This window comes from Streptomyces sp. NPDC001843 (genome assembly GCF_042891955.1).
GTDB lineage: Bacteria > Actinomycetota > Actinomycetes > Streptomycetales > Streptomycetaceae > Streptomyces.
Genome location: NZ_JBIATQ010000001.1, coordinates 1,003,036 through 1,026,838, shown reverse-complemented (window position 1 = coordinate 1,026,838; position 23,803 = coordinate 1,003,036). Strand labels below are relative to the sequence as shown.

Below are 23,803 nucleotides of genomic sequence, written 5' to 3'. Positions count from 1 at the left end.
TGTACGGCCGTCACGTCAGACAGTGCGCCAGCGGCTCCCCGCGCACCCAGCGCCCCACCTCCGCCGCCGCGATCCGCGCCGCCTTCTCGGCCACCGCCCGGCTCGCCCCGCCCAGGTGCGGCGTCAGTACGACCCGCTCGGCCAGGGCGGACAGCCGGGATCGCTCCGGCAGCGGCTCGACCGCGTAGGTGTCCAGGGCCGCCGCCGACAGCCGGCCGCTCTCCAGCGCGTCGCACAGCGCGTCCTCGTCCAGCAGCGGACCGCGCGCCGCGTTCACCACCACCGCGCCGGGCGGCAGCAGCGCCAGCTCGCGGGCGCCGACCATCCCGCGGGTCTCCTCGGTGAGCCGGGCGTGCAGGGTGATCACCCGGGAGCGGCGCAGCAGCTCGTCCAGGGACGCCAGCCGTAACCCGTGCACCTCCCCGCGCACATACGGGTCGTACACCATCACCCGTGCCCCGAAGGCGCACAGCACCCGGGCGACCCGGCTGCCCACCGCCCCGTACCCGACCAGGCCGACCGGCAGGTCCTCCAGCTCCAGGCCGCTGTGCTCGTAGGTGTAGTAGGCCGCGCCGGCCCAACTTCCCTGCCTGGTCAGCAGTTCGTGCGCCTGCGGGATGCGGCGCAGGGCGGCGAGGAGCAGACCGACGGTGAACTCGGCGGTGGCGGCGGCGTTGCGGCCGGGCGCGAAGCACACCCGGACGTCATGGGCCCTGGCCGCGTCCAGGTTGACGTTGACCGGGCCGCCCCGGCAGACCACGACCAGCCGCAGCCGGGGGCAGGCGGCGAGGACGCGCGCGGTCACCGGGCCCATCTGGGTCACCAGCACCTCCGCGTCCCCGAGCGCGTCGATCAGCTCGTCCTCGGCGTCGCTCGCCTCGCCGACCTCGGCGACCGGGCCGAACGGCTCCAGGGGCCAGCCGAGAATCAACTCCCGTACCTCGCAGGCGGCTTCCCGGCGGACCGCGTCACTGATCAGTGACGGCAGGACGAAGTGGTCACCGGCGGCCACGACCCGGACGCTGCCGACCGGGGTCATCGCTCCCCGCCCTCCTCCGGACGCGTGACGCACACCTCGTACGGCACCTTGTGTTCGTCCAGGTCGCGCAGCGCCTCGGGCGAGGCTCCGTCGTCCACGAGCAGCAGGTCGAATCGGGCCAGCGGGGCGACCCGGTGCAGGGCGACCCGGCCCAGCTTGGTGTGGTCGACCAGCAGGACGTTACGGGCGGCCGAGTCGAGCATCGCCCGCTTCACGGAGACGATGTGCTGCTCCTGGTGGTAGGCGTGGCCCCCGTGGACGGCCGACGTCGACGCGAAGCACACGTCCACCCGCAGCTGCTGCACCGCCTCCACGCAGGACACCCCGAGGAAGGAGGAGTGCAGCGGGTCGTAATCGCCGCCGAGCGCCATCAGACGGATGCCGCGCCGGTCGGCGAGGAGGTTGATCGCCTCCAGGAAGTTGGTGACGACGGTGAGCGGGGTGATGTCGGCCCGGCGGAGCCGGCGCGCCAGCTCCAGCGCGGTCGTGGAGTCGTCAAGGAGGACCGCCATACCCGGCTCGACCAGTCCCAGCGCGTGCTCGGCGATCGCCGCCTTCTGCGCCCGCATGGTCTTCAGCCGGTACTGCACGTTCGACTCGAACACCCCCGACGGCTGCGCGGTCACACCGCCCCTGAACTTCCGCACCACACCCTGCCGTTCGAGTTCGTCGAGATCCCGGTGGATGGTCATCAGACTCACCCCGAACCGCTCGGCCAGGTCCGCCGCGGTGGCCGAGCCGTCGGCCAGTACGAGTTCGGCCATGGCGGCCTGGCGGGCCGCGGGGCCCTGCTGTGCGTTGCTGCTGCTCATCGGTTTCCACACCTCGAGTCGACCCGATAACAGAGCGTGTAACAGCGAAAGAAGGCGGTCAACCCCTCGTGCTGGGTGAAATCTCAGTGCAGGGTGGGAAGTTCACAGGGAGCATCGCGATGTGCGGGAGGTCCGGATGGGGTCCGGGGCCGGGGCGTGGCTGGGCATCGACCTGGGGACGCAGGGTGTGCGCGCCCTCCTCGTGACGGGCGACGGCACGGTCGTCGGCCGCGGGTCCGCGCCGCTGCGGCGAGACCGGCGGGACGGGCCGCGGCACGAGCAGGACCCGGGGGAGTGGTGGGAGGCGGTGTGCGCCGCCACCCAGCAGGCACTGCCCGGGGTGAACCATGTCGACGGGCTGGCGGTGTGCGGCACCTCCGGGACCGTGCTGCTGACGGACACGGACGGGCCCGCGCTGATGTACGACGACGGACGGGCCTGGGCGGAGGCGGCGCGGCTGCGGAACGCCGGGCTCGCGGTGCAGGACACCTGGGCGCTGCCCAAGGTGCTGTGGCTGCTCCGCAACGTCGGCGGCGGAAAGAGCGGCGGAGGCGGCGCGAAAGGCGACGGCGGAAAGGCGGGCGGCGCGAAGGCCGCCCACCAGCCCGACGTGATCAACGCCCGGCTCGTCGGCCACCCGGTCCCCACCGACTCCAGCCACGCCCTCAAGACCGGGTACGACCTCCGGCGCGACACCTGGCCGGACGTCCCCGGCCTCCCGGCGGACGCGCTCCCCGGCGTCGTACGCCCCGGCACCCGCCTCGGCGAGGTCTGCCCGGCCGCCGCCGAGGCCACCGGCATCCCCGCCGGCACGCCCGTCATCGCGGGCATGACCGACGGGTGCGCGGCACAGATCGCCTCCGGGGCGCTGCGCACGGGCGCCTGGAACTCGGTGCTGGGTACGACCCTGGTGCTCAAGGGCGCCACCGCCGAGCCGGTCCACGACCCCGCGGGCGTGGTCTACAACCACCGTGCGCCGGACGGGAACTGGCTGCCCGGCGGCGCCTCCAGCGTCGGCGCGGGAGTGCTGACCGCGCGTTTCCCACGCGCCGACCCGGCCGCACTGGACGCCCGCGCCGCCGCCTTCGAACCGTCGAACGCGGTCACCTACCCGCTCGTCTCACCGGGCGAACGCTTCCCGTTCCGCGCCCCGAACGCCACCGCCCTCCTCCTCGGGGACCCGGTGTCGGACGCCGACCTGTGGGCGGCCCTCCTGCAGGGCGTCGCCTTCACCGAACGCCTCTGCCTGGACTACCTCCACCACCTCGGCGCCCCCCTCGACGGCCCCCTCACCTTCACCGGCGGAGCCGCCCGCAGTGCCTACTGGAACCAGCTCCGCGCCGACGTCCTGGGCCGCCCCGCCCGAGTACCCGAACTGACCGAACCCGCCCTGGGTATGGCCGCACTGGCCGCCTACGGCACGGGGGCCGCGCCCACGCTCACCGGGGTCACCGACCGCATGGTCCGCATCCGCTCGGTCGTCGAACCCCGCCCGGGACACACCGCCCGCTTCACCGAACCGTACGCCCGCCTCGTCGACGAGCTCCGGACACGGGGCTGGCTGCCCGGCCCGGTCGCCGCGCACGCCCGCGCCCGCCTCGAGAGGGATACTGCCGAGTCATGACGACCACCCTCCTCCTGGCCCGGCACGGGCAGACCGTCTGGCACGCCGAGAACCGCTACGCCGGGGTCAGCGACATCGCCCTCACCGACACCGGCCGCGCCCAGGGCGAGGCGCTCGGCCGGTGGGCCGCCGCGCACCCGGTCGACGCGATCGTCACCTCCCCCCTCTCCCGGGCCGTCACCACCGCCGAGCCCGCCTGCCGCGCCCTCGGACTCACCCCCCGGCGCGAACCGGACCTGCGGGAGTGCGACTTCGGGGTACTGGAGGGCCGTACGCTGGCCGAGTTCGCGGCCGAGGACCCCGCCGCAGCGGACGCCTACCGCGCCGACCCGGTCGCCCACCCCTTCCCGGGCGCCGAGGACCCCCTGGCCGCCGCCGGGCGCGGAACCGCCGCCCTGCGCCGCATCGCCGCCGCCCACCCCGGGGAGCGCGTCCTCGTCGTCGCCCACAACACCCTGTTCCGGCTGGTGCTGTGCTCGCTGCTGTCCATCCCGCTCGGCACATACCGCCGGGTGTTCCCGCGCCTGGTGAACGCGGCGATCAGCGAGCTCCGCATCGACGGGCGCACCACGTCGCTGCTGTCGCTCAACGTGCCCTGCGAACCGTAGGCCTGGCTCTCAGGGCCGTCGCAGCAGCCCCCGTTCCATCGCCACCACCACCGCCCGCGTCCGGTCGTTCACGTCCAGCTTGGCGAACAGCCGCAGCAGATGGGTCTTGACGGTTGCCTCCGAGATGACCAGGCGGCGGCCGATCTCGGCGTTGGTCAGTCCGTCGGCGACCGCGCCCAGGACATCTGTCTCGCGGGCGGTCAGCGGCTCCTGCACCGGGCGCCGCATCCGCGCGACCAGCTTCTCCGCGACCCGGGGCGCCAGCACCGTCTCCCCGCGTGCCGCCGCCCGGATCGCCTCGGCGAGCTGCTCCCGGGTGGTGTCCTTCAGCAGATAGCCGATGGCACCGGCCTCGACACCCCGCTCGATGTCGGCGTCGGTGTCGTACGTCGTGAGGATCAGCACCCTGGTGCGCGGGTGGCGGGCGACGATCTCGGTGGTCGTGGCGACCCCGTCCAGCTTCGGCATCCGCAGGTCGACCAGGGCCACGTCCGGGTCGTGACGGGCCACCAGGTCGAGGGCCGCGCGGCCGTCGCCCGCCTCGCCGACGATCTCGATGCCCTCCTCGCCGCCGAGCAGAGCGACCACCCCCGCCCGCATCACCGTATGGTCGTCCACCACGACGACCCGCAGCCTGTCCCCGCTCATGCCGCCCCCTCCCCGCCCGACGGCAGTACCGCCAGGATCCGTGTCCCGTCCCCGACCGAACTGGTCACCGTCAACCGGCCGCCCAGCTCGGCCAGCCGCTTGCGCATACCGTCGAGGCCGAACCCCGCCGACGCCTCCACGACGAACCCGGTGCCGTCGTCGGTGACCTCCAGTTCCACCCCGTACGGCCGCTGGGCCAGCACCACGCCCACGGTGGACGCGCGGGCGTGCTTGCGCACGTTGGCCAGGGACTCCTGGGTGCAGCGCAGCACCGCGATCCGGGTCGGCTGGTCGCAGACGAGGTCGGCCAGTTCGGCCTCCACGGTGAGCCCGGTGTCCTCCGCGAACCGGGCCAGGATCCGGCGCAGGGTGTCCGCCACGGATCCCGCCGCCGCGCCTCTCGGCTCCCCGCCCGAGCCGACCAGTTCCCGGGCCTCGGCGAGGTTCTCCCGCGCGGTGGACTCGATGGACCGCAACTGCCTGGCGGTCCGGGCGGGATCGGTGACGAGCCCGGCCCGGGCGGCCTCGGCGAGGACCACGATGGACGCGAAGCCCTGCGCGAGGGTGTCGTGGATCTCCCGGGCCATCCGCTCCCGCTCGTCCGCCGCGCCCTGCCGCTGGTGCGCCTCGGACAGCTCGGCCTGGGTGCGCTCCAACTCGACGATCAGCCGGGCGCGTTCGGTGCTCTGCTCGACCACCGCTCGCACCCACAGCCCGATCAGCATGCCCACCGCCACCACGATCAACGTGCCCACGACGGTCTCGCCGAAGAACTCGCCCGACCAGCCCTGCCGCACCCAGCCGCAGGTCAGCGTGGCTGCGGTGGCCAGTCCGAGGAATCCCAGGGAGATCCTCGGCGTCCGCCCGAACATCCAGTAGTGCGGCAACGTCACCATGAACAGCGCCGCATAGCTGGTGTTCAGGTACGCCAGCCCGCCGAGTGCCAGCACCAGCACCGCGAGGTAGCCGTGCGGACGTACGACGGGGTTGTCCGGGAAGCGGTGCAGTACCGCGAAGCTCAGCGCCACGCTGCCGAGCAGCGCGAGCGCCGCGTACCTGCTCCCACCGGCGCCCGTGGTGATCCCGACGGCCATCGCGGCGAACAGTACCCAGCACACGGCGTTCCATCTGCGCAGGGACACGGCCCATAAGGCGTCGGTGGAGGACCCGGCGAGAGCGGTCATACCCGTCAACGTACGTCGACGAGCGTGTTCTCGGCGGGGAGTTCCACGGTTCGCGCACCCCTCGCCGGCCACCAGCTCCGCTCGCCGAGCAGCAGCAGTACCGCGGGCAGGATCAGGATCCGTACGACGAACGCGTCCAGCAGGACGGCCGCCGCCAGGACGAAGCCGATCTGCTTCATCTCGATGATGTGCAGGAAGACGAAGCTCACGAAGACCGTCGTCATGATCACGGCCGCGCTGGTCACCACGCTCGCCGACCGGCGGATCCCGTCGAGCACCGCCTGCCGGGTCGGGGTGCCGGCGAGGACCGCCTCACGGATCCGGCTCACCACGAACACCTGGTAGTCCATGGACAGTCCGAAGAGGATGACGAACAGGAACAGCGGCACGCGCGAGCCGATCGACCCGGTGGAGTGGAAGCCGAGCAGCCCCTCGGCCCAGCTGTGCTGGAAGACGAGCACGAGCAGACCGAGCGCCGCCGCCGCGGACAGCACGTTGAGGGTGACGCCGATCAGACCGAGGACGACGGAGCGGAACGCGTACAGGGTCATCAGGAACGTCACCAGGAGCAACGCGCCCAGAACGAGCGGGAGTTTGCCGTTCTGGTGGGCCGGATAGTCGGTGTAGCGGGCGACGTCGCCGGTCACGCCGTACTCGGCGCCCGCGACCTCGCCGACGGTGGCGGGCAGGTAGTCGTGCCGGAGGTGGTCCAGGGAGGCGTCCGCCTGCCGGGAGTTGCCCAGGTGGGGCACCTTGAGCTCCAGGGTGGTGATCCGGTGGTCGGCGGAGACCCGGATCCGGGACGCGTCGGTGAACAGTGGGTCGGCGGCGGCCCGCCGGGCCAGGGCGCGCAGTGCTGCGCCGACCTCCGCGGCCCGCGAGGCGTCGGCCCGTACGACGACCTGGTGGGTGACCCGCTGCTCGGGGAACGCCTCGTTGAGCCGGTCGTAGACCCGCATCGCGGGGATCGCGCGGGAATGCGTGTCCCGGCTCATCTCGGTGATCTTCAGACCGGTCAGTGGGAGGACCAGGGCGAGCAGGGCGAGGAGCGAGCAGCACAGCGTGGCCAGCGGGTGCCGGGCGGCGGGCCGCAGCAGCGCCGACCAGAACCGGCCGCCGTCCTCGCTCCGGATCCGCCGGGAGGGCTTGCCCCGCACGGCCCGCCGCAGTGCCCGGCGCTCGGACCGCCGGCCCAGCAGGGTCAGCAGGGCGGGCAGCGCGGTCAGCGAGCTGGCCACCGCGACCAGGACGACCACGATGGTGCCCGTGGCGAGCGAGGAGAAGATCACGTCGGAGGCCAGGTACAGGGTGGCGGTGGAGGCGACTACCGCGAGCCCGGAGACCACGACCGCCCGCCCGGAGGTGGCCGCCGCCAGCTCCACCAGGGCCTCGCTGCTCAACCGCCCGCCCGAGCGGGCCCGTTCCTCCCGTTCCCGCTTGAGGTAGAAGAGCGTGTAGTCGACGCCGACCGCCAGCCCGATCATCAGGATCACATTGGTGCCCACCCCGGTGTCGGGGGTCAGATGCGAGGCGACCATCGACAGTCCCACGGCCGCCGCGATCGACGACAGCGCGAGCAGCAGCGGTACGGCGGCCATGGTGACCGAACCGAAGACGACCAGCAGGGTGAGCAGGGTGACCGGCAGCGTGATCTTCTCGGAGAGGGCCAGGTCGTCGTCGCGCTGCTGGTCGACCCCCTTGCTGGTCGAGGCGGAGCCGGTCTCCTGGAGCAGCAGCTCCGGGTGGGCCTTCTGGGTGGCGGTGGTCTGCGCGACCAGCGCGTCGACCTTGTCGTCCGCGTCCCGTTCCTCGCCCCTGATGGACACCTCGACCATGAGGACGCGGCCGTCCGAGGACCGCACCGGGGCGGCCACGCCCGCGACCTCGGGCAGTCGCTTCATCCGGGCGGTGAGCTCCCGCGCTGCGGATGCGGCCCGGTCGCCCAGAGGGCCGGACCGCGCCGAGATCAGCACCTGCTCGGCGGACAGCCGCTCCAGGTGCCCCTCGGCCGCCATGGCCTCGGCCCGGCCGGCCTCGCCGACCCGGTAGTCCGCGGTCGTCGCCTCATGAGTGCCGACGCCGCCGCCGACACCCAGGCACAACGCCACGAACAGCACCCAGCCGACGACCGCCTTCCAAGGGTGCCGCGCACTCCAGCACGCTATGCGCACAGTCAGTGATTTCATGCCCCTCAGCCTTGCTGTGCAAGGTAGTTGGGGGACACGGGTACTCGGCTGAACTCGGCGTCCACCGATCGGTGGACGCCGAAGGAGGGGAAAACCCCCGTGAGTCACGTCCTCACGGGGGTCTCCCTTGTGCCGCCCGCCGTCGTGAAGGGTGAGAAGACGATCACGAGGCGGGACGATCGGTGCGCGCGCCGTCCGTCAGGGCGCGAGCAGCAGTACGTCCGCGCGGGACTTCGCGGCCTGGTAGCGGCGGGCGACGTCCTGCCAGTTGACGACCTGCCACATCGCCTCGATGAAGTCGACCTTCTGGTTGCGGTACTGGAGGTAGAAGGCGTGCTCCCAGGCGTCGAAGACCAGGACCGGGACCGAGCCCTGGCCGACGTTGCCCTGGTGGTCGTAGACCTGCTCGACGATCAGACGGCCGCTGAGCGGTTCGTACGCCAGCACGCCCCAGCCGGAGCCCTGGGTGGTGGCCGCGGCCTTGGAGAGCTGTGTCTTGAAGCCCGCGAAGGAGCCGAAGGACTCGGTGATCGCGTCCGCCAGCTCGCCCACGCCGTCCTGCGCCAGCGGCTCGCCGCCGCCGTCCTTCGGGCCCGTCATGTTCTGCCAGTAGATCGAGTGCAGGATGTGCCCGGAGAGATGGAAGGCCAGGTTCTTCTCCAGGCCGTTGACCGAGCCCCACGACTCCTTGTCCCGCGCCTCCGCCAACTGCTCGAGCGTGTCGTTGGCGCCCTTCACATAGGCCGCGTGGTGCTTGTCGTGGTGCAGCTCGATGATCTCGGGGCTGATCACGGGGGCGAGCGCGGAGTAGTCGTAGGGCAGGTCGGGCAGCGTGTAGACGGGCATGGCGGGTCCCCTCGAAAGCTTATTGCACATAGCTTGCAACTGCACGCTAGCAACGAAAAGCCCCCGCGGGTGTACCGCGGGGGCTTTTCGGGGCGGGAACGGGTCAGGATTTGGCGCGCGCCCGCTGCCGGATGTAGCCGACCGCCGCCAGGAACAGGGTCATGCCGCCGGAGGAGTAGAGCTGCACCCGCGTGTCGGGCTCGCGGGCCATCAGGACGAAGACCGCCGCCATGGCCGCCAGCGCCACCCAGGTCAGCACCGGGAACGCCCACATCCGGACGGCCGGCTTCTCCGGTGCCTCCCGCTCCACTCGGCGGCGCAGCAGCAGTTGGGAGACGGCGATGAAGACCCAGACGATCAGGATGACCGCGCCGATCATGTTCAGCAGCCAGGGGAAGACGTCGTCCGGCCGCCAGTAGCTCAGCAGCACGCAGACGAAACCGAAGACGCAGGAGGTCAGCACGGCGACGCGCGGCACCCCGCCGGATACCTTCGCCAGCAGCCCCGGGCCCTGGCCGCGCATGACGAGGGAGTGGGCGATGCGGGAGGAGCCGTAGACGTTGGCGTTCATCGCGGACAGCAGGGCCACCAGCACGACGACGTTCATCAACTGGCCGGCGCCCGGGATGCCCAGCCGGTCGAGGGCGGCGACGTACGGGCCCTTCTCGACAACTGCCGCGGAGTCCCAGGGGACGAGGGTGACGACCACGGCCATCGAGCCGATGTAGAACAGCGCGATCCGCCACATCGCCGTGCGGACGGCGCCGGCGACGCCCCGCACCGGGTCCTCCGACTCGGCCGCCGCGATGGTGACGGTCTCCAGGCCGCCGTACGCGAACACGGAGGCGAGCAGGCCGACGACCAGGCCCTCGCCGCCGTTCGGGAGGAAGTCGGTGAGGTTGGCGGCCCCGGGGGAGTCGGTGCCGGGCAGCACGCCCGCGACGGCCAGCACGCCGAGGATCAGGAAGAGGCTGATCGCGCCGACCTTCAGCGCGGCGAACCAGAACTCGAACTCGCCGAAGTTCTTCACGGCGGCCAGGTTCGTGCCGCAGAACACCACCATGAACAGGGCCACCCAGGCCCACTCGGGGGTGCCCGGCAGCCAGCCGGTGACGATGTGCGCGGCGCCGATGCCCTCCAGGCCGACCGCCGTGCACAGCAGCACCCAGAACGACCAGCCCGCGGCGAAGCCCGCCCACGGGCCGATCGCCCGCTCGGCGTGCGCGGAGAACGAGCCCGACGACGGGTACGCGGCCGACATCTCGCCCAGCATCCGCATCACCAGCATCACCAGGAGGCCGGAGAGGGTGTAGGCGACGACGATCGACGGCCCGGCGGCGGCGATGCCCGCGCCGGAGCCGACGAACAGGCCCGCGCCGATCACGCCGCCGAGGGCGATCATCGACAGGTGGCGCTGTTTGAGACCGTGGGAGAGGGAAGTGTCCGACTCCGGTGGAGCGTTGACGGTGGTGCGGGGCATGGGCGCGGCTCGTCCAGTGCAATAGATGGGCAAAAACGCCCACAGTGTGGGCGGCCCCTCCACTCACGCGAAGGAGCCGCCCAGCATCCGGACATCCGGCGTACGGACGGTGTGCGTACGGTTACGCGGCCACGGGTGTCTGTACGGGCGTGTAGTGCGAGGCGTCGCCCTCGATCGAGTAGCTCTCCTTGCCGTCGACGCCGACCGGAACGTCACCGGCGACGGTCACCCGGTTCAGGCGGCGCGGCTGTCCGTCGTAGTTGTCGATGGCGTAGTGCTGCGTGATGCGGTTGTCGAACAGGACCAGCTGGTTGGGCGACCAGCGCCAGCGCAGGACGTTCTCCGGGCGGGTGACGTACGTCTGGAGCAGGTCGAGGATCTTCCGGGACTCGCCGGTCGACAGGCCGACGATCCGCTGCGCGAATCCGCCGATGAACAGGCCGCGTTCCCCGGTCAGGGGGTGCACGCGGACCACCGGGTGGGCGGTGCGGTACTTGATGGACGTGAACTGGGCGCGCTGCGCGGCCTTCTCCTCGTCGATCGCCTCGTCGGGCACCGCGTAGTCGTAGTCGTTGGTGTGCTCCGCCCACAGGCCGTCGGCCAGCCGGCGCAGCGGCTCGGGCAGGTCGCGGTAGGCGGCGGCCGAGCTGGCGATCAGGGTCTCGCCGCCGTACGGCGGGATCGTGATGGAGCGCAGGGTGCTGGCCTGCGGGGGATTGAGGACGAAGGTGACGTCGGTGTGCCAGTGGTTGGCGCGGCCGCGCTCGCTGTCCACGGGCAGCACGTTCGGGGCGCCCTCGACGGCGCCGACCGTCGGGTGGGCGGTGGTCAGGTCGCCGAAGTGGCGGGCGAAGGCCTGCTGGCCCTCGTCGTCGAGGTGCACGTCGTCGAAGACCAGCGCCTTGTGGATGTTGAGGGCCTCGCGGATCGCGGCGACGCTCTCCAGGTCGAGGGGCTTGGAGATGTCGATGCCGGAGACCTGGGCGCCGATGTTGGCGGTGACCTTGGTGATCTGGATGTCGCTCATGGATGGGGGCCTTTCAGACGAGGGCGGGTGCGGGAGCGGGGACGGGTGAGTCGGAGAGGTACTGGTTGGCGGGGCGGGGGAGGCCGTAGCGCTCCCGCAGGGTGCGGCGGGGGCCGTACTCGCCGCGGAGCAGCCCGCGGGCGCGCAGGATCGGGACGACGTGCTCCACGAACGCCTCCAGACCGGAGGGCAGCACGGCCGGCATGATGTTGAAGCCGTCGGCGGCGCCCTGGGTGAACCATCGCTCGATCTGGTCGGCGACCTGTTCCGGCGTCCCGGCGAAGGTGAGGTGCCCGCGCCCGCCGCCGAGCCGCCCGATCAGCTGCCGGACGGTGAGCCGTTCGCGCCGGGCCAGCTCCACCACGAGCGTGTAGCGGCTCTTGGCGCCCTCGATGGCGGACTCGGGAGGCAGGTCGGCGGGCAGTCGGCCGTCCAGCTCCAGGGTGCCGGGCTCCAGTTGCAGCAGACTCTCCAGGCGGCCCACCCCGTGCGCGTACACGATGTGGTCCTCCAGCACCTGCTCGTTCGCCCGCGCCTCGGCCTCCGTGGAGCCGAATACGGGGACGATCCCGGGCAGCACCTTGATGTGCTCGGGATTCCGCCCGGCCTCCGTCGTACGGGACTTGAGGTCGGCGTAGAAGCCTTGCGCGTCCTCGATGGTCTGCTGGGCGGTGAACACCGCCTCCGCGTACCGGGCGGCGAAGGCCTTGCCGTCCTCGGAGGAGCCCGCCTGGACGAGGACCGGGTAACCCTGCGGTGAGCGCGGCACGTTGAGGGCGCCCTCGACGCTGAAGTACGTGCCCTTGTGCCGGGGCGGATGGACCTTGGCGTCGTCGCCCCAGACCCCGGCCGCCTTGTCGGCGACGATCGCGTCGTCCTCCCAGCTGTCCCACAGTTTCAGGGCCACGTCGAGGAACTCGGCGGCGCGGGCGTAGCGCTCGGCGTGCGCGGGCTCGGCGTCGAGGCCGAAGTTGCGGGCCGCCTCGGCGCCGGCGGTGGTGACGATGTTCCAGCCGGCCCGGCCGCCGCTGATGATGTCCAGGGAGGCGAACTTGCGGGCCAGGTTGTAGGGGGAGTTGTAGGAGGTGGAGGCGGTGGCGATCAGACCGATGTGCTCGGTCGCCGTCGCCAGCGCGGTCAGCAGGGTGAGCGGTTCCAGGGCGCCCGCGGGGCGCTGGGCCAGGTTGCCCCAGAGCTGGGGGCCGTCGGCGAGGAACAGCGAGTCGAACGTGCCGCGTTCGGCGATCCGGGCCAGGTTGACGTAGTGGCCGAGGTCCACGTGGGCGTACGGATCGCTCTCCGGGAGCCGCCAGGACGCCTCGTGGTGGCCGGTGCTCATCAGGAACGCGTTGAGGTGGAGCTGTCTGGTCATGCGGTGCCCTTTGCGTACGAGCGCCGGTACGAGCAGTCAGCCCGTCCGGCGTTTGAGGACGAGGCCCGTTCAGGGCCGAAGGGGGGTGTGGGGGCGGCAGCCCCCAGGGACGGTCACGGCAGCCGGCGGGTTCACCCCGCGTCTTCGGTCACGCCCAGCGCGGCGAGCAGTCGCTCCCGGTACTCGCCCAGCACCGGCTCGCGGTAGGAACGCGGATGCGGGCGGTCGATGGTCAGGTCGAGGCCGATGCGGCCGGAGTCGAGGACGAGAACCCGGTCGGCGAGCACGATCGCCTCGTCCACGTCATGGGTGACGAGCAGTACCGATGGCCTGTGCCGCTCCCAGAGCTGCCGGAGAAGATGGTGCATCCTGATGCGCGTCAACGCGTCCAGCGCCCCGAACGGCTCGTCCGCCAACAGCAGTTCGGGCTCGCGGACCAGGGAGCGGGCGAGCGCCGCCCGCTGGGCCTCGCCGCCGGACAGCTCACCGGGCCAGGCCCGCTCGCGGCCCCCCAGGCCCACCTCCTCGAGGGCGGCCCGGCCGCGTGCCTCGGCGTCCTTGCCCTCGGTGCCGAGGAGCACGTTGGCCAGGACCCGGCGCCAGGGCAGCAGCCGCGAGTCCTGGAAGACCACGGACACCCGCTCGGGCGCGGTGAGCTGCCCGCTGCCCTCGACCCCGTGGTCCAGGCCCGCCACCGCCCGCAGCAGTGTCGACTTGCCGGAGCCGCTGTGCCCGAGCAGGGCGGTGAACTGCCCGGCGGGCAGGTCGAGGTCGATGCCGTCGAGGACCGTACGGCCCGCGAACGACCGGGTCAGGCCCCGGAGCTGGACGGCGGGACGGGTCAGCTGCTCAGTGTGCGGCGCCACGACAGCACCCTCCGTTCGACGATGCGGACCACGCTGTCGGAGATCAGGCCGAAGATGCCGTAGATCAGCAGTCCGACGAGGATGACGTCGGTCTGGCCGTAGTTCTGCGCCTGGAACATCATGTAGCCGAGGCCACTGGTGGCGTTGATCTGCTCCAGCACCACCAGGCCCAGCCAGGACCCGGTGACACCGAGCCGGAGCCCCACGAAGAATCCGGGCAGTGCCCCGGGGATGACGACCTGGCGGATGAACGCGAGCCTCGACAGTCCCTGGACCTCGGCGAGTTCGACGAACCGGCTGTCGATGCCGGACAGCGCGGCGTGCGTGTTGAGATAGATCGGGATGTAGACGACGATCGCGATGATGGCGATCTTGAAGGTCTCGCCGATGCCCAGCCAGAGGATGAACAGCGGGATCAGACCGAGGGTCGGGATCGCCCGGTTGAGCTGCACGGTCCCGTCGATCAGCGCCTCCCCGACCCGGCTGAGCCCCGACACGAGCGCGAGGACGACACCCGCGGTCAGGCCGATCGCGAAGCCGTATCCGGCCCGCCTGAGGGAGGTCAGTACATCGGTGGGGAGGGTGCCGTCGGTCCACAGGTGGCCGGTGGTCCGCACCACCGTCCAGGGCGCCGGGATCGCGGCGGGGTCGAGGGCTCCGACGGCGGAGGCGATCGCCCAGACGGCGACGAGGACGGCGGGGCCGATCAGCCGGGCGGCGGGGAGCTGCCGGCCGGGGGAGAGCCGGCGGCGCCGGCGGACCCGGTGGGTCTCTGCCTCGGCGCCGGCGACGGCGGTCGCGCTCACTGTGGTGGTCACGGCGCTCACCTCCGGTACTCCGCCGGTACGGCCTTGGCTGCGATGGACTCGAAGCGGTGGTCGAAGAGCGAGGAGACGTCGAACTTCTTCACGAAGCCGCCCTCGGCGAGCAGATCCGCGGTCTCCTGCTCCCATTTGATCGCCTCGTCCCAGCTGGGCGGGAACAGCGGCTTGTTGGCGAGATCGCTGATCCCCTTGGCCTGGGCGAGGGTCAGGTTCTGCGTCTTGACGTAGAACTCCTCGTTCCAGACGTCCGGGTGCTCGTACTGCCACACCAGGCCCTTGGCCCACTGCGGGATGTAGGCGGCGATCGCGGCGGCCTTCGCGGGGTCGTTCAGCACGGACTGCGGCGCCCACAGCAGGTTGAGCAGGTCGACGACGTCCGTCTTGATGATGCGGGCGCCCTTGGCCTGGTACTGCTTCAGGTAGGTGGGGGCCTGGTTGATGGCGAGCGGGGCGACGTCCACCTGCCCGGACTGCAGGGCGGTGAAGAACTGGTTGCTGGTCAGCGGGACCAGCTTCACGTCGTCGTACTTCAGACCCGCCTGCTTCAGTGCCCGCAGCAGCACGACGCCCTGGGCCTGGCCCTGGGAGAACGCGAGCTTCCTGCCCTTGAAGTCGTCGACGGTGTGGATGTCGCTGCCGGGCTTCGTGGCGAAGAGGTAGTTGGGCTTGCGGGTGATGTCGATCGCCACGATCTTCGCGGCCAGGCCCTGGTAGTGCGCCTGGATCGGGGGGATGCCCGCGTTGTTGGAGAGGTCCAGGGACTTCGCGCGGAAGGCGTTGATGACGTCCGGACCCGCCCCGATGTTCACCCAGCTCGACACCTTGAACGGCAGCTTGGGCAGCTTCGCCAGCTTGAACTGCAACTGCTGCTGGTTCAGGTAGGAGGCGATCTTCAGGCTGGTGCCCGCCGGAACCCTGTCGGCGAGCGGCTTGGTGGACGCGCCCTCGTTGTCGGCCGCGGCGCTGCCGCCCGCGCATCCGCTGAGCCCCGCGGCAGCCGCGGTGGCGCCCAGCAGGGAGGTGAGAAACAGACGGCGGTCAAACCCGGAAACGGGCGGAGAAGACATGGGAGTGCTCCCTGAGTTGTTTTGTGCAAAGCAGGTGGGAAAGCAGGCGGAATTCCGGGCAGCAGAAGGCCGAGGAAGGGGAATTCACGCAGGGGAGATACGCGCTTCACGGCGCGTCAACACGTCAGCAACAAAGGGTGCGACAGGTCATGACCAGGATGTTCCCGGTCATGAGCGCCCTCTGTCAACATTCGGAGTTTCTGAATTAACTAGCCTCAGGTGAGGCTGTCGCTCAGGGCCCAGCGGGTCTCGATAGAGCACGTCGAGAACCACGGATCCGCCCGCCACGGCCAGCACGGTGTCCGGGAAACTCGTCGCGAAAACATTCCCGGCGCGATCCGCCCCGACCGCCTCGCGCAAAGCGTCCAGGCAGTCCTCACGGTGCATGGCACCCACCTCGGTCACCACGAGCGTCTCGGGGTTGAGCAGGTCCAGCAGGAGCCGTGCCGCCCGCCCGGTCGCCGCGGCCCGCTCCACGAGCAGTCGCGTGGCCATCGTGTCCCCGGCCGCCGCGGCGCCGACCAGACGCATCGGGTTCGTCCCGTCGATGACCCCCGACTCCCGGGCCCGCCGGCACAACGTCCGCTCGCTGAGTTCGGCCTGGAGGCAGCCGACGCGCCCACAGGCGCACGGCTCGCTGCCACCCGGCACCGGCAGGTGGGCGATCGCCCCGGCCTGGGAGCGCGGCCCGTAGTGCACCGCGTCATGCGTGGCGAAGGCCGCGTCGACCACGTTGCCGACGAACAGGTGCAGCACGCTCGTGCTGCCCCTCGCCCGCCCGAACAGCCGCTCCCCGTTGACCAGCGCCCGTGCGTGCCCGTCGACATGGACGGGCAGCCCGGTGTGCGCGCCGAGCACCTCCCGCACCGCCACGTCCCGCCAGCCCAGCAGCGTGTGCTCGACGATCGTCCCCGAGTCCCGGTCCACCCAGCCCCCGGTCGCCACCCCGACCCCCAGGGGCCGTGTGCCCGGTGACCCGGCGAGCAGCGCCGCCAGCCCGTCGGCCGCCCGCGCCAGCACCCGGCCGGGGTCGGTGTGTTCGTGTTTCAGCTCCCGCCGGGCCAGCACCCGGCCGCGCAGGTCCAGCAGGGCGACCGTGGTGTACGGCACGGCGATGTGCACACCGCCGACCACGAACCGCGAGTCGTCGAGGTCCAGGGGCACATGAGGCCTGCCGACCCCGTTCGAACGGCGGGGCGCGGTGGCCTCGCGGATCAGCCCGAGTTCGGTGAAGCGGGCGCAGTAGTCGGTGACGGACGCCGGGGACAGCCCGGTCAGCCGTGCGATGGTGCTGCGGGCCACAGGCCCGTGCTCCAGCACGGACCGCAGGACGACGCTGGCACTGGTGCGCCGCCGGTCACTGTCGGCGGCGCGGGCTGTGGGAGAGGCAAGGGTGGATGCCGCGGTACGGGGCATGGGAAACCGTCCTTGGGGAACGGGGCCGACACGACTCGTGGATCGAGGCGTGCCGAAACCGCTCCGCACGCCTCAGTCGGGGCGGCGACAGGTCGCGGTGCCCTGGCGTCGCAGGTCGACGTAGCGACGCGACGTGAAGTACCGGGCTTGGGCAACCATGGCTGGAAGGGTAGGGCAGGAAAGGTGAATCCCACCAGACCACTAGGATTCATTCGGATGTATTTGGTGGGATCCCACAGCCGTCCGACGGCCCGTCAGGTGAGCGAAACCGCCCTGCCTCAGTGACCGGTATCACGCCGTACCCGGTGTAACCGCCATCCTTTGTCCGGAGCCCACCAAGCCCTCGTTCCAGCCTTTGTCGAGCGCTGACGGTGATCGACTCGAGGTGACCGGGATAGCGTCACGGTGTTCCCACCTGCCCACGATCTTCCGCGGAGTCCCCATGAGCACCGCCACCGCCACCGCTCGCCCCGGTGAAGTCCTCGCCGACCTGCTGCCCGCGTCGCGCGTCCGCGACGTCGCGCTCGTGCTGGGCGGCGCGGTGCTCACCGGCCTCGCCGCCCAGCTCTCCGTTCCGGTGCCCGGCTCGCCCGTGCCGGTGACCGGCCAGACCTTCGCCGCCCTGCTGGTCGGCACCGCGCTCGGCGCACGCCGCGGCTTCCTCTCCCTCGCGCTGTACGCGCTCGCGGGCGTCGCCGGCGTGCCGTGGTTCGCGGACGGCACCTCCGGCTCCGGCGCGGTGTCCTTCGGCTACGTGCTCGGCATGCTGCTCGCCTCCGCCGTGGTCGGCGCGCTGGCCAGGCGCGGCGCCGACCGCAATGTGTGGCGCACGGCGGGCACGATGATCCTTGGCGAGGCGATCATCTACGCCGTCGGCGTGCCCTACCTGGCCTACGCCGCCGGCATCCCGGCGTCCGCCGCGATCGCGGCCGGTCTCACCCCGTTCCTGATCGGCGACGCCCTCAAGGCCGCCCTGGCGATGGGACTGCTGCCCACCGCCTGGAAGTTCATCGAGCGCTGATCGCGTAGTTCCTGCGGAAGAGGTTCGCCGGGTCGTACTGAGCCTTCAGACCGGCGAGCCTCTTTCGCGTCCCGTCGTCGTACAGCCCCTCGGTCCGGTCACCGGCGCCCGCGGCGAAGTTGAGCGAACGGCCCAGGGTGGCGTCCGCCAGCAGCGCGAAAGCCGGGTCCAGCAGCGTCCGCGCCGTCTCCCGGTCGCCGGCGGCCAGCAGTTGCAGAACGAACCGCCCTTCGCGGTACGGCACCGAGTTGGGCGCGGGCTCGGCGAGCGCCCCGCCCAGGTGCTTCACCTGCACCACGCACCTGGTCGGCGCGCCCGGCCCGGTGAGCTTCAGCAGTTCACCCGCGGCGGTCGGGTCCAGCTCGCGCAGCACCACGCCGTCGCCGTGGTAGGCGTTCGGGACGTCCGGGTCGTTGTAGATGGTGTGGGCCTCGGCGTACGGCATCTCCCGCAGCGAGTCGCCGAGCACCGGGCCGACCCGCCGCAGCGGGGCGACGAGTTCGTCCCCGTTCGCTCCGGTGTGGGCCACCCGCACCGAGACGACGTACCGCCCCCGCAGATGCGGCGGCAGCGCCGGCACGTCCGGGTACGGGATGACGGCGAGGGCCGAGGTCAGCTCGTCCGGCACGGTCCGCGTCCACTCCTCGTACGCCCGCAGCACCGTCGCCGGGTCCACCTCCTGCCCGTCGAAGGTGAGCGAGCCGCCGTAGACGGTGCGCACCGGTACGAGGTCGATCTCCAACTCGGTGACGACGCCGAAGTTGTGCCCGGCGCCGAGGAGGGCCCAGTACAGGTCGGGGTCGGACTCGAGGGTCACGTGGCGCAGCCGGCCGTCCGCCGTCACCACGTCCAGCGAACGGACGCGGTCGGCCGCGTAGCCGAACTCCCGGGCCAGGATGCCCAGTCCGCCGCCCAGCGTGTAGGACACCGCGCCCACGCCCGGCGCGGAACCGTTGAGCGGCGCCAGTCCGAACGGCTCGGTCGCCGCGACCACCTGCCCCCACCGCACCCCCGCCTGGACACGTGCGGTGCGGGCCTCGGGGTCGACGGTCACCCGGTCCATGCGACGGGTGGTGATCAGCACCCCGCCCTCCGACGCGTCGGGCAGTCCGTGCCCGGTGGCCTGCACCCCGACCGGCAGGCCCTCGGCGGCGGCGTAGCGTACGGCAGTGATCACGTCGTCGGCCGAGGAGACCGGGAATACCACGGCGGGCCGCTGGGGTAACCCGGTCTGGAAACCGGCGAGTTCCTCGTCGTAGCCCGGGTCGCCGGGGCGGAGGGCGAGCAGGTCTGCGGTGTCGTCCACGAAGGTCATGGCGGACAGTATGGCCGCATCACCTCAAGCCGACGTCGAGTGATGCGGCCATTGGTCCGACTCAGTCCCGGCGCGGTCGCCGGGCCCACCGCATCCCGGCCGCGCCGGCCGCGACCAGGGCGCCGCCGACCGCGCCCAGCGGCAGCACGCCGTCGCCCGCCCCCGTCCTCGGCAGTTGGTCGCCGGCCGGCCCCACCGGTTTGTTGTCGGTGCCGAGCAGCAGTGGGGTGGCCGGGGCGTTCGGTGACGGGTTGGTCGTCCCGAACGGCACCGGCCCCTGCTGCCAGAACGTCTTCTTCCCGTCGGAACGCTGCACCGGAAGGCAGATCTTCCCGGTCCTGCCCAGGTCGTACGTGGCGTCGACCGCGTACGACTTCGACTTGCCGGCGGCGAGCGAGCCGACCGAACAGGCGAAGCCGCTGTTCGAACCTTTCGGCAGGTCCTTTCGTGCGATCGCCGAGCAGCCCTTGACGCCGTCGACCTCCAGCCCGTCGAAACCGACCACCAGAAGTTTGATGTCACCGCTGTTCTTGCTTCCGTCGTTCTTCACCGTGGCGGTGATCGCCGTCTTTCGCGAGCTGTTGTCGACGGAGATCCTCGACGGCAGCGTGGTGCTCAGCTCGACACCCGCCGGCGCCTCGTCAACAGCCTTTCCCCCCTTACCGCTTGCCGGTCCCTGGTCGTCCGCGACGGCCGTGCACGAAAGGATCAGCACGGCCGAAAAAGTTGCCGTGAGCAGCGATCCCGTGATGGCCGCCCTGCGACGAGAACTCATGTTCGTCCCCCTTGCAACCCCCTGGACTGCGCCTGAATTCGCAGTACTTGAAGAGGTACCACAAGATTTCTCCGCACTATGCTGGTACCGCGCGAAGTGTGACCATTGTGTTTCGGCTGGGGCGGTCGTTGAGGGGGGTGCAGCGGATTGCCGGGGAACACGGGAAATACGGGAAATAGCGGAGACCCGGAAATTACGGGGAGGGGTGGTGTTCCGGGGTTACTGGTGGCGGGCCGCTATCGGCTGGCCGAGAGCATCGGCCAGGGGGGAATGGGGCGGGTGTGGCGGGCCGCCGACGAAATCCTCGACCGGGAGGTCGCGGTCAAGGAGATGCGGATCGACGGGCTCGACGCGGAGGACACGCGCACCCGGCGGGAACGCACGCTGCGCGAGGCGCGGGCCACGGCCCGGATCGACCACCCCAACGTGGTCCGCGTCTACGACGTCGTCGACGCGGGCGACCGTCTGTGGATCGTCATGGAGTTGGTCGCCGGACGCTCCCTGGAGCACATCATGGCGACCGCGGGACCGCTCGGCCCGCGCGAGGCGGCACGGATCGGGCTGGGACTGGTGGCGGCGCTGCGGCAGGTGCACGCCGGGGGCGTGCTGCACCGGGACATCAAACCGGGGAACGTCCTGGTCGAGGCCGCCGGCGACCGGGTCGTCCTGACGGACTTCGGCATCGCGGCCATCCAGGACGCCAAGGCGCTCACCGTGGTCGGCATGCTGGTCGGCTCTCCCGACTACATGGCGCCCGAGCGCATCTCCGGCCGCCGCCAGGGACCGCCGTCCGACGTGTGGTCCCTCGGCGCCACCCTCTGCGCGGCCCTGGCCGGCCACTCGCCCTTCTCCCGCGACACGACCCTCGGCACACTGCACGCCGTCCTCTACGAGGAACCCGAACTCCCGCCCGGCGCCGGTCCGTTGCGCGACATCCTGGCCGCCCTCCTGGAGAAGGAACCGTCGACAAGGCCGGACCTGACCGAGGTCGAGGAGGCCCTGCGCCCGGTGGCGTTCCCGGACCCGACGCCGACCCTCCAGGTGACGGAGAGCGGCCCGGCGGACGGTGAGGCACCGGCCGGGGGAGGGCGGACGCGTGCGGTGGGGGTGCCGGAGGAGCGGCCCACGCCGGTGTTCGTCGACGCGGCGGGGCTGCGGCCGGCTCGGGATCCCCGGGTGCCGGAGCCGGGGCAGGAGCGGGGGCCGGGGCAGGTCCCCGTCCCCGAGCCCGTGCCCGATCCGGAGCCCGAGTCAGCTCCCGATCCGGTTCCCGCCCCCGAGCCCACCCACGAGCCCGTTCCCGACCCGGCCCCTGCCGGCCCGCCCGTCCAAGGCTCCCGCCCCGGTGTCTCCCTCAACCGTGCCCAGGCCGCGACCCAGGCCCGCCCGAAGCACACTTCGTCGAGCGCGCGGAGCACCCGTACCGCCGACGACCACCGGGGCGAGCGATCCGACCCACGCCACGGCCGCCGCCGTACCGCGCTGCTCGCCGCGCTCGGGGCGGTCGCCGTCGCCGCGGTGGTGGCGATCCTGCCGGCCACGTCGGCCGACGGACCGGGGCACGACGCGCACGCGGGGTCGTCGCCCGGCCCCTCCGCCGCGACCTCCGCACCCATCAGCCCGTCACCCACGAGCCCGTCACCCACCGTCGAGGGCACCTCCCGCCCGCAGAGCCTCCCGCCTGGCGCACACCGGGAGGCGGGCGGGTACGCCTGGCGGACACCGGAGGGCTGGCGACGGGACGTCAAGACCGGTGCCGAGGTGCACTACACCTCTCCCGACGGCCGCCAGGAACTGGTCGCCAAGTCCTCCCTGGCCCGCGGCGACCTCCTGGACACCTGGCGCGCCTCCGAGCGGAGCGCCCGGCAGGGCAGGGACTACGCCAAGATCCGTCTGGCGGAGACGACCTTCCAGGGCCACCCGGCGGTGGTCTGGGAGTACACCTTCACGCTGGGGGACGTCGCCTGGCACGCCCGGCTGCTCGGCTTCGACGCGAACGGGAAGTCGTACCAGGTCAACACCTGGTACCAGCCGGAGATCGAGAGCGGGGCGCTCAAGACGTACGACACGGTCAAGGACAGCTTCACGGTGCTGTGAACGAGCGAGGGGAGGGAGGCCCGAGGGCCTCCCTCCCCTTCACCCGCTCACATGTGCCGGCGGATCAGACGGACACCTTGTCGCTCTCCGCCTCGACGCCATCCACCGGCCGGCGGTCCGCGACCAGCTTCTCCTTCACCACGGCGACCACGATCACGACCGCCGCGACCAGCAGTGACAGCAGGACGGTGGTCCGCCCGCTGTTCGGGCCCTCCGTGTCGGTCAGCATGTAGCCGAGGACGAACACGATCAGCGCGGCCGTGGCCCAGGTCAGGTACGGATACAGCCACATCTTCACGACCAGCTTCTCCGGCGCCTCGGCCTGGATGATCTTCCGCATGCGCAGCTGCGAGAAACAGATGACCAGCCAGACGAACAGGGCCACCGCACCACTGGAGTTGACCAGAAAGTTGAAGATCGTGTCCGGGTACTTGTAGTTGAAGAAGACGGCGACGAAGCCGAACACGACGGAGGCGACGATCGCGGTCATCGGCACACCGCGCGAGGTGGTCCTGGAGAACGCCTTCGGCGCGTCACCGCGCTCGCCGAGCGAGAAGGCCATCCGGGAGGCGGTGTAGAGACCGGAGTTGAGGCAGGACAGCACCGAGGTCAGCACGATGAAGTTCATGATCTGACCGGCGTGCGCGATACCGAGGGAGTCGAGGGCGGCGACGTACGAGCCCTGCTTCTCGATGGAGGGGTCGTTCCACGGCAGCAGGGAGACGACCACCAGGATCGAGCCGAGGTAGAAGACGCCGATCCGCCAGATGATGCTGTTGGTGGACTTGGTGACCGCCTTCTGCGGGTCCTCCGACTCGCCGGCCGCCAGCGTCGCGATCTCGCTGCCCATGAAGGAGAAGACGACGAGCAGCACACCCGTGAGGATGGCGCCGGGACCGTGCGGCAGGAAGCCGCCGTGGTCGGTGAGATTGCCGAGGCCGGCCTTGTCGCTGTGCGCGCCGGGCAGCACACCGAAGACGGCGAGGCCGCCGATCACGATGAACGCGGCGATCGCGACGACCTTGATCCCGGCGAACCAGAACTCGAACTCGCCGTAGGAGCCGACGGAGACCAGGTTGGTGGCGGTGAGCACGATCATCACGATCAGCGCCCAGCCCCACTGCGGCACCGCGGGGATCCAGCCCGCGAGGATCTTGGCTCCGGCGGTGGCCTCCACGGCCAGCACCACCACCCAGAAGAACCAGTACAGCCAGCCGATGGAGAACCCGGCCCAGCGGCCGAGCGCACGGTCGGCGTGCGCGGAGAAGGAGCCGGAGGTGGGATTGGCGGCGGACATCTCGCCCAGCATTCGCATCACCAGCACCACGAGCGTGCCGACGAGGGCGTAGGAGAGGAGGATGCCGGGCCCTGCGGTGGCGATACCGCTGCTGGAGCCGACGAACAGTCCGGCACCGATCACACCGCCGATGGCGATCATCGACAGATGGCGGTTCTTGAGTCCTGCTTGAAGTCCGGAACCAGGGGTCATGGACGGATTTCCTTTGCGCCGGTGGAGCGGTTTCCCGTACGCGGGGGGATGCCGTTGTGTGGCCTGTACGAGTCGGTCCAGTGAATCCGAGGCGAAGGAATTCGGGA

The 23,803-nt window shown here is 71.4% G+C and carries 20 protein-coding genes; 4 read left to right on the top strand and 16 right to left on the bottom strand.

The window, feature by feature from the left end; all coding sequences use genetic code 11:
* Nucleotides 1-10: 10 nt before the first annotated feature.
* Together ACFYZQ_RS04755 and ACFYZQ_RS04750 are read right to left on the bottom strand one after the other, a co-directional pair.
* The gene (locus tag ACFYZQ_RS04755; protein ID WP_389141553.1) at nucleotides 11-1,039 is read right to left on the bottom strand and encodes a 2-hydroxyacid dehydrogenase; all 1,029 of its coding nucleotides are present in this window, start codon (nucleotides 1,037-1,039) and stop codon (nucleotides 11-13) included.
* Nucleotides 1,036-1,851, bottom strand: a complete 816-nt coding sequence (locus ACFYZQ_RS04750; RefSeq protein ID WP_389141551.1) for a DeoR/GlpR family DNA-binding transcription regulator — start codon at nucleotides 1,849-1,851, stop codon at nucleotides 1,036-1,038. Before ACFYZQ_RS04750 ends, ACFYZQ_RS04755 begins: the two co-directional genes overlap by 4 nt.
* 136 nt (nucleotides 1,852-1,987) lie before the next feature.
* On the opposite strand from ACFYZQ_RS04750, the gene ACFYZQ_RS04745 reads away from it, so the two are divergent.
* Nucleotides 1,988-3,475: an FGGY-family carbohydrate kinase gene (locus ACFYZQ_RS04745; RefSeq protein ID WP_389141549.1), complete on the top strand. Its 1,488-nt coding sequence runs from the start codon at nucleotides 1,988-1,990 to the stop codon at nucleotides 3,473-3,475.
* Nucleotides 3,472-4,083 carry a histidine phosphatase family protein gene (locus ACFYZQ_RS04740; protein ID WP_389141547.1) on the top strand — a complete coding sequence of 204 codons (612 nt, stop codon included), beginning with the start codon at nucleotides 3,472-3,474 and terminating at the stop codon, nucleotides 4,081-4,083. Before ACFYZQ_RS04745 ends, ACFYZQ_RS04740 begins: the two co-directional genes overlap by 4 nt.
* A 9-nt stretch (nucleotides 4,084-4,092) precedes the next feature.
* Here the strand turns inward: ACFYZQ_RS04740 and ACFYZQ_RS04735 are convergent, their stop codons facing one another.
* The 11 genes from ACFYZQ_RS04735 to ACFYZQ_RS04685 form a co-directional block, all read right to left on the bottom strand.
* Nucleotides 4,093-4,731, bottom strand: coding sequence for a response regulator (locus ACFYZQ_RS04735; RefSeq protein ID WP_389141545.1), 639 nt, complete (start codon nucleotides 4,729-4,731; stop codon nucleotides 4,093-4,095).
* Nucleotides 4,728-5,915 (bottom strand): sensor histidine kinase, encoded by a 1,188-nt coding sequence (locus ACFYZQ_RS04730; protein WP_389141543.1) that lies wholly within the window; start codon nucleotides 5,913-5,915, stop codon nucleotides 4,728-4,730. The genes ACFYZQ_RS04735 and ACFYZQ_RS04730 overlap by 4 nt, the downstream gene beginning before the upstream one ends.
* 5 nt (nucleotides 5,916-5,920) lie before the next feature.
* Nucleotides 5,921-8,101, bottom strand: coding sequence for an MMPL family transporter (locus ACFYZQ_RS04725; protein ID WP_389141541.1), 2,181 nt, complete (start codon nucleotides 8,099-8,101; stop codon nucleotides 5,921-5,923).
* 198 nt (nucleotides 8,102-8,299) lie between these two features.
* Nucleotides 8,300-8,947 carry a superoxide dismutase gene (locus ACFYZQ_RS04720; RefSeq protein WP_389141539.1) on the bottom strand — a complete coding sequence of 216 codons (648 nt, stop codon included), beginning with the start codon at nucleotides 8,945-8,947 and terminating at the stop codon, nucleotides 8,300-8,302.
* Nucleotides 8,948-9,050: 103 nt separating this feature from the next.
* On the bottom strand, nucleotides 9,051-10,427 hold the full coding sequence (locus ACFYZQ_RS04715) for an amino acid permease (RefSeq protein WP_389141537.1): 1,377 nt from the start codon (nucleotides 10,425-10,427) through the stop codon (nucleotides 9,051-9,053).
* A 121-nt stretch (nucleotides 10,428-10,548) separates the two neighbouring features.
* Entirely contained in the window at nucleotides 10,549-11,454 is a 906-nt protein-coding gene (locus tag ACFYZQ_RS04710; RefSeq protein WP_389141535.1) for a TauD/TfdA dioxygenase family protein, read from the bottom strand.
* Between the two features lie 13 nt (nucleotides 11,455-11,467).
* Complete coding sequence (locus ACFYZQ_RS04705; protein WP_389141533.1) at nucleotides 11,468-12,826, bottom strand: LLM class flavin-dependent oxidoreductase; 1,359 nt, start codon at nucleotides 12,824-12,826, stop codon at nucleotides 11,468-11,470.
* A gap of 131 nt (nucleotides 12,827-12,957) precedes the next feature.
* On the bottom strand, nucleotides 12,958-13,692 hold the full coding sequence (locus ACFYZQ_RS04700; RefSeq protein ID WP_389141531.1) for an ABC transporter ATP-binding protein: 735 nt from the start codon (nucleotides 13,690-13,692) through the stop codon (nucleotides 12,958-12,960).
* Nucleotides 13,668-14,519: an ABC transporter permease gene (locus ACFYZQ_RS04695; RefSeq protein ID WP_389141529.1), complete on the bottom strand. Its 852-nt coding sequence runs from the start codon at nucleotides 14,517-14,519 to the stop codon at nucleotides 13,668-13,670. The genes ACFYZQ_RS04700 and ACFYZQ_RS04695 overlap by 25 nt, the downstream gene beginning before the upstream one ends.
* On the bottom strand, nucleotides 14,516-15,583 hold the full coding sequence (locus ACFYZQ_RS04690) for an ABC transporter substrate-binding protein (protein WP_389141527.1): 1,068 nt from the start codon (nucleotides 15,581-15,583) through the stop codon (nucleotides 14,516-14,518). The genes ACFYZQ_RS04695 and ACFYZQ_RS04690 overlap by 4 nt, the downstream gene beginning before the upstream one ends.
* Nucleotides 15,584-15,751: 168 nt before the next feature.
* Nucleotides 15,752-16,999, bottom strand: a complete 1,248-nt coding sequence (locus tag ACFYZQ_RS04685; RefSeq protein ID WP_389141525.1) for an ROK family protein — start codon at nucleotides 16,997-16,999, stop codon at nucleotides 15,752-15,754.
* A 442-nt stretch (nucleotides 17,000-17,441) separates the two neighbouring features.
* On the opposite strand from ACFYZQ_RS04685, the gene ACFYZQ_RS04680 reads away from it, so the two are divergent.
* Nucleotides 17,442-18,020, top strand: a complete 579-nt coding sequence (locus ACFYZQ_RS04680; RefSeq protein ID WP_389141523.1) for a biotin transporter BioY — start codon at nucleotides 17,442-17,444, stop codon at nucleotides 18,018-18,020.
* Here ACFYZQ_RS04680 and ACFYZQ_RS04675 read toward each other — a convergent pair.
* Together ACFYZQ_RS04675 and ACFYZQ_RS04670 are read right to left on the bottom strand one after the other, a co-directional pair.
* The gene (locus ACFYZQ_RS04675; protein WP_389141521.1) at nucleotides 18,007-19,335 is read right to left on the bottom strand and encodes an FAD-binding oxidoreductase; all 1,329 of its coding nucleotides are present in this window, start codon (nucleotides 19,333-19,335) and stop codon (nucleotides 18,007-18,009) included. The genes ACFYZQ_RS04680 and ACFYZQ_RS04675 overlap by 14 nt on opposite strands.
* Nucleotides 19,336-19,396: 61 nt before the next feature.
* Nucleotides 19,397-20,110, bottom strand: coding sequence for a hypothetical protein (locus ACFYZQ_RS04670; protein WP_389141519.1), 714 nt, complete (start codon nucleotides 20,108-20,110; stop codon nucleotides 19,397-19,399).
* A gap of 225 nt (nucleotides 20,111-20,335) precedes the next feature.
* On the opposite strand from ACFYZQ_RS04670, the gene ACFYZQ_RS04665 reads away from it, so the two are divergent.
* On the top strand, nucleotides 20,336-22,207 hold the full coding sequence (locus tag ACFYZQ_RS04665) for a protein kinase (protein WP_389141517.1): 1,872 nt from the start codon (nucleotides 20,336-20,338) through the stop codon (nucleotides 22,205-22,207).
* Nucleotides 22,208-22,271: 64 nt separating this feature from the next.
* On the opposite strand, the gene ACFYZQ_RS04660 is transcribed toward ACFYZQ_RS04665, so the two are convergent.
* Nucleotides 22,272-23,696, bottom strand: coding sequence for an amino acid permease (locus tag ACFYZQ_RS04660; RefSeq protein WP_389141515.1), 1,425 nt, complete (start codon nucleotides 23,694-23,696; stop codon nucleotides 22,272-22,274).
* Between the last annotated feature and the right edge of the window lie 107 nt (nucleotides 23,697-23,803).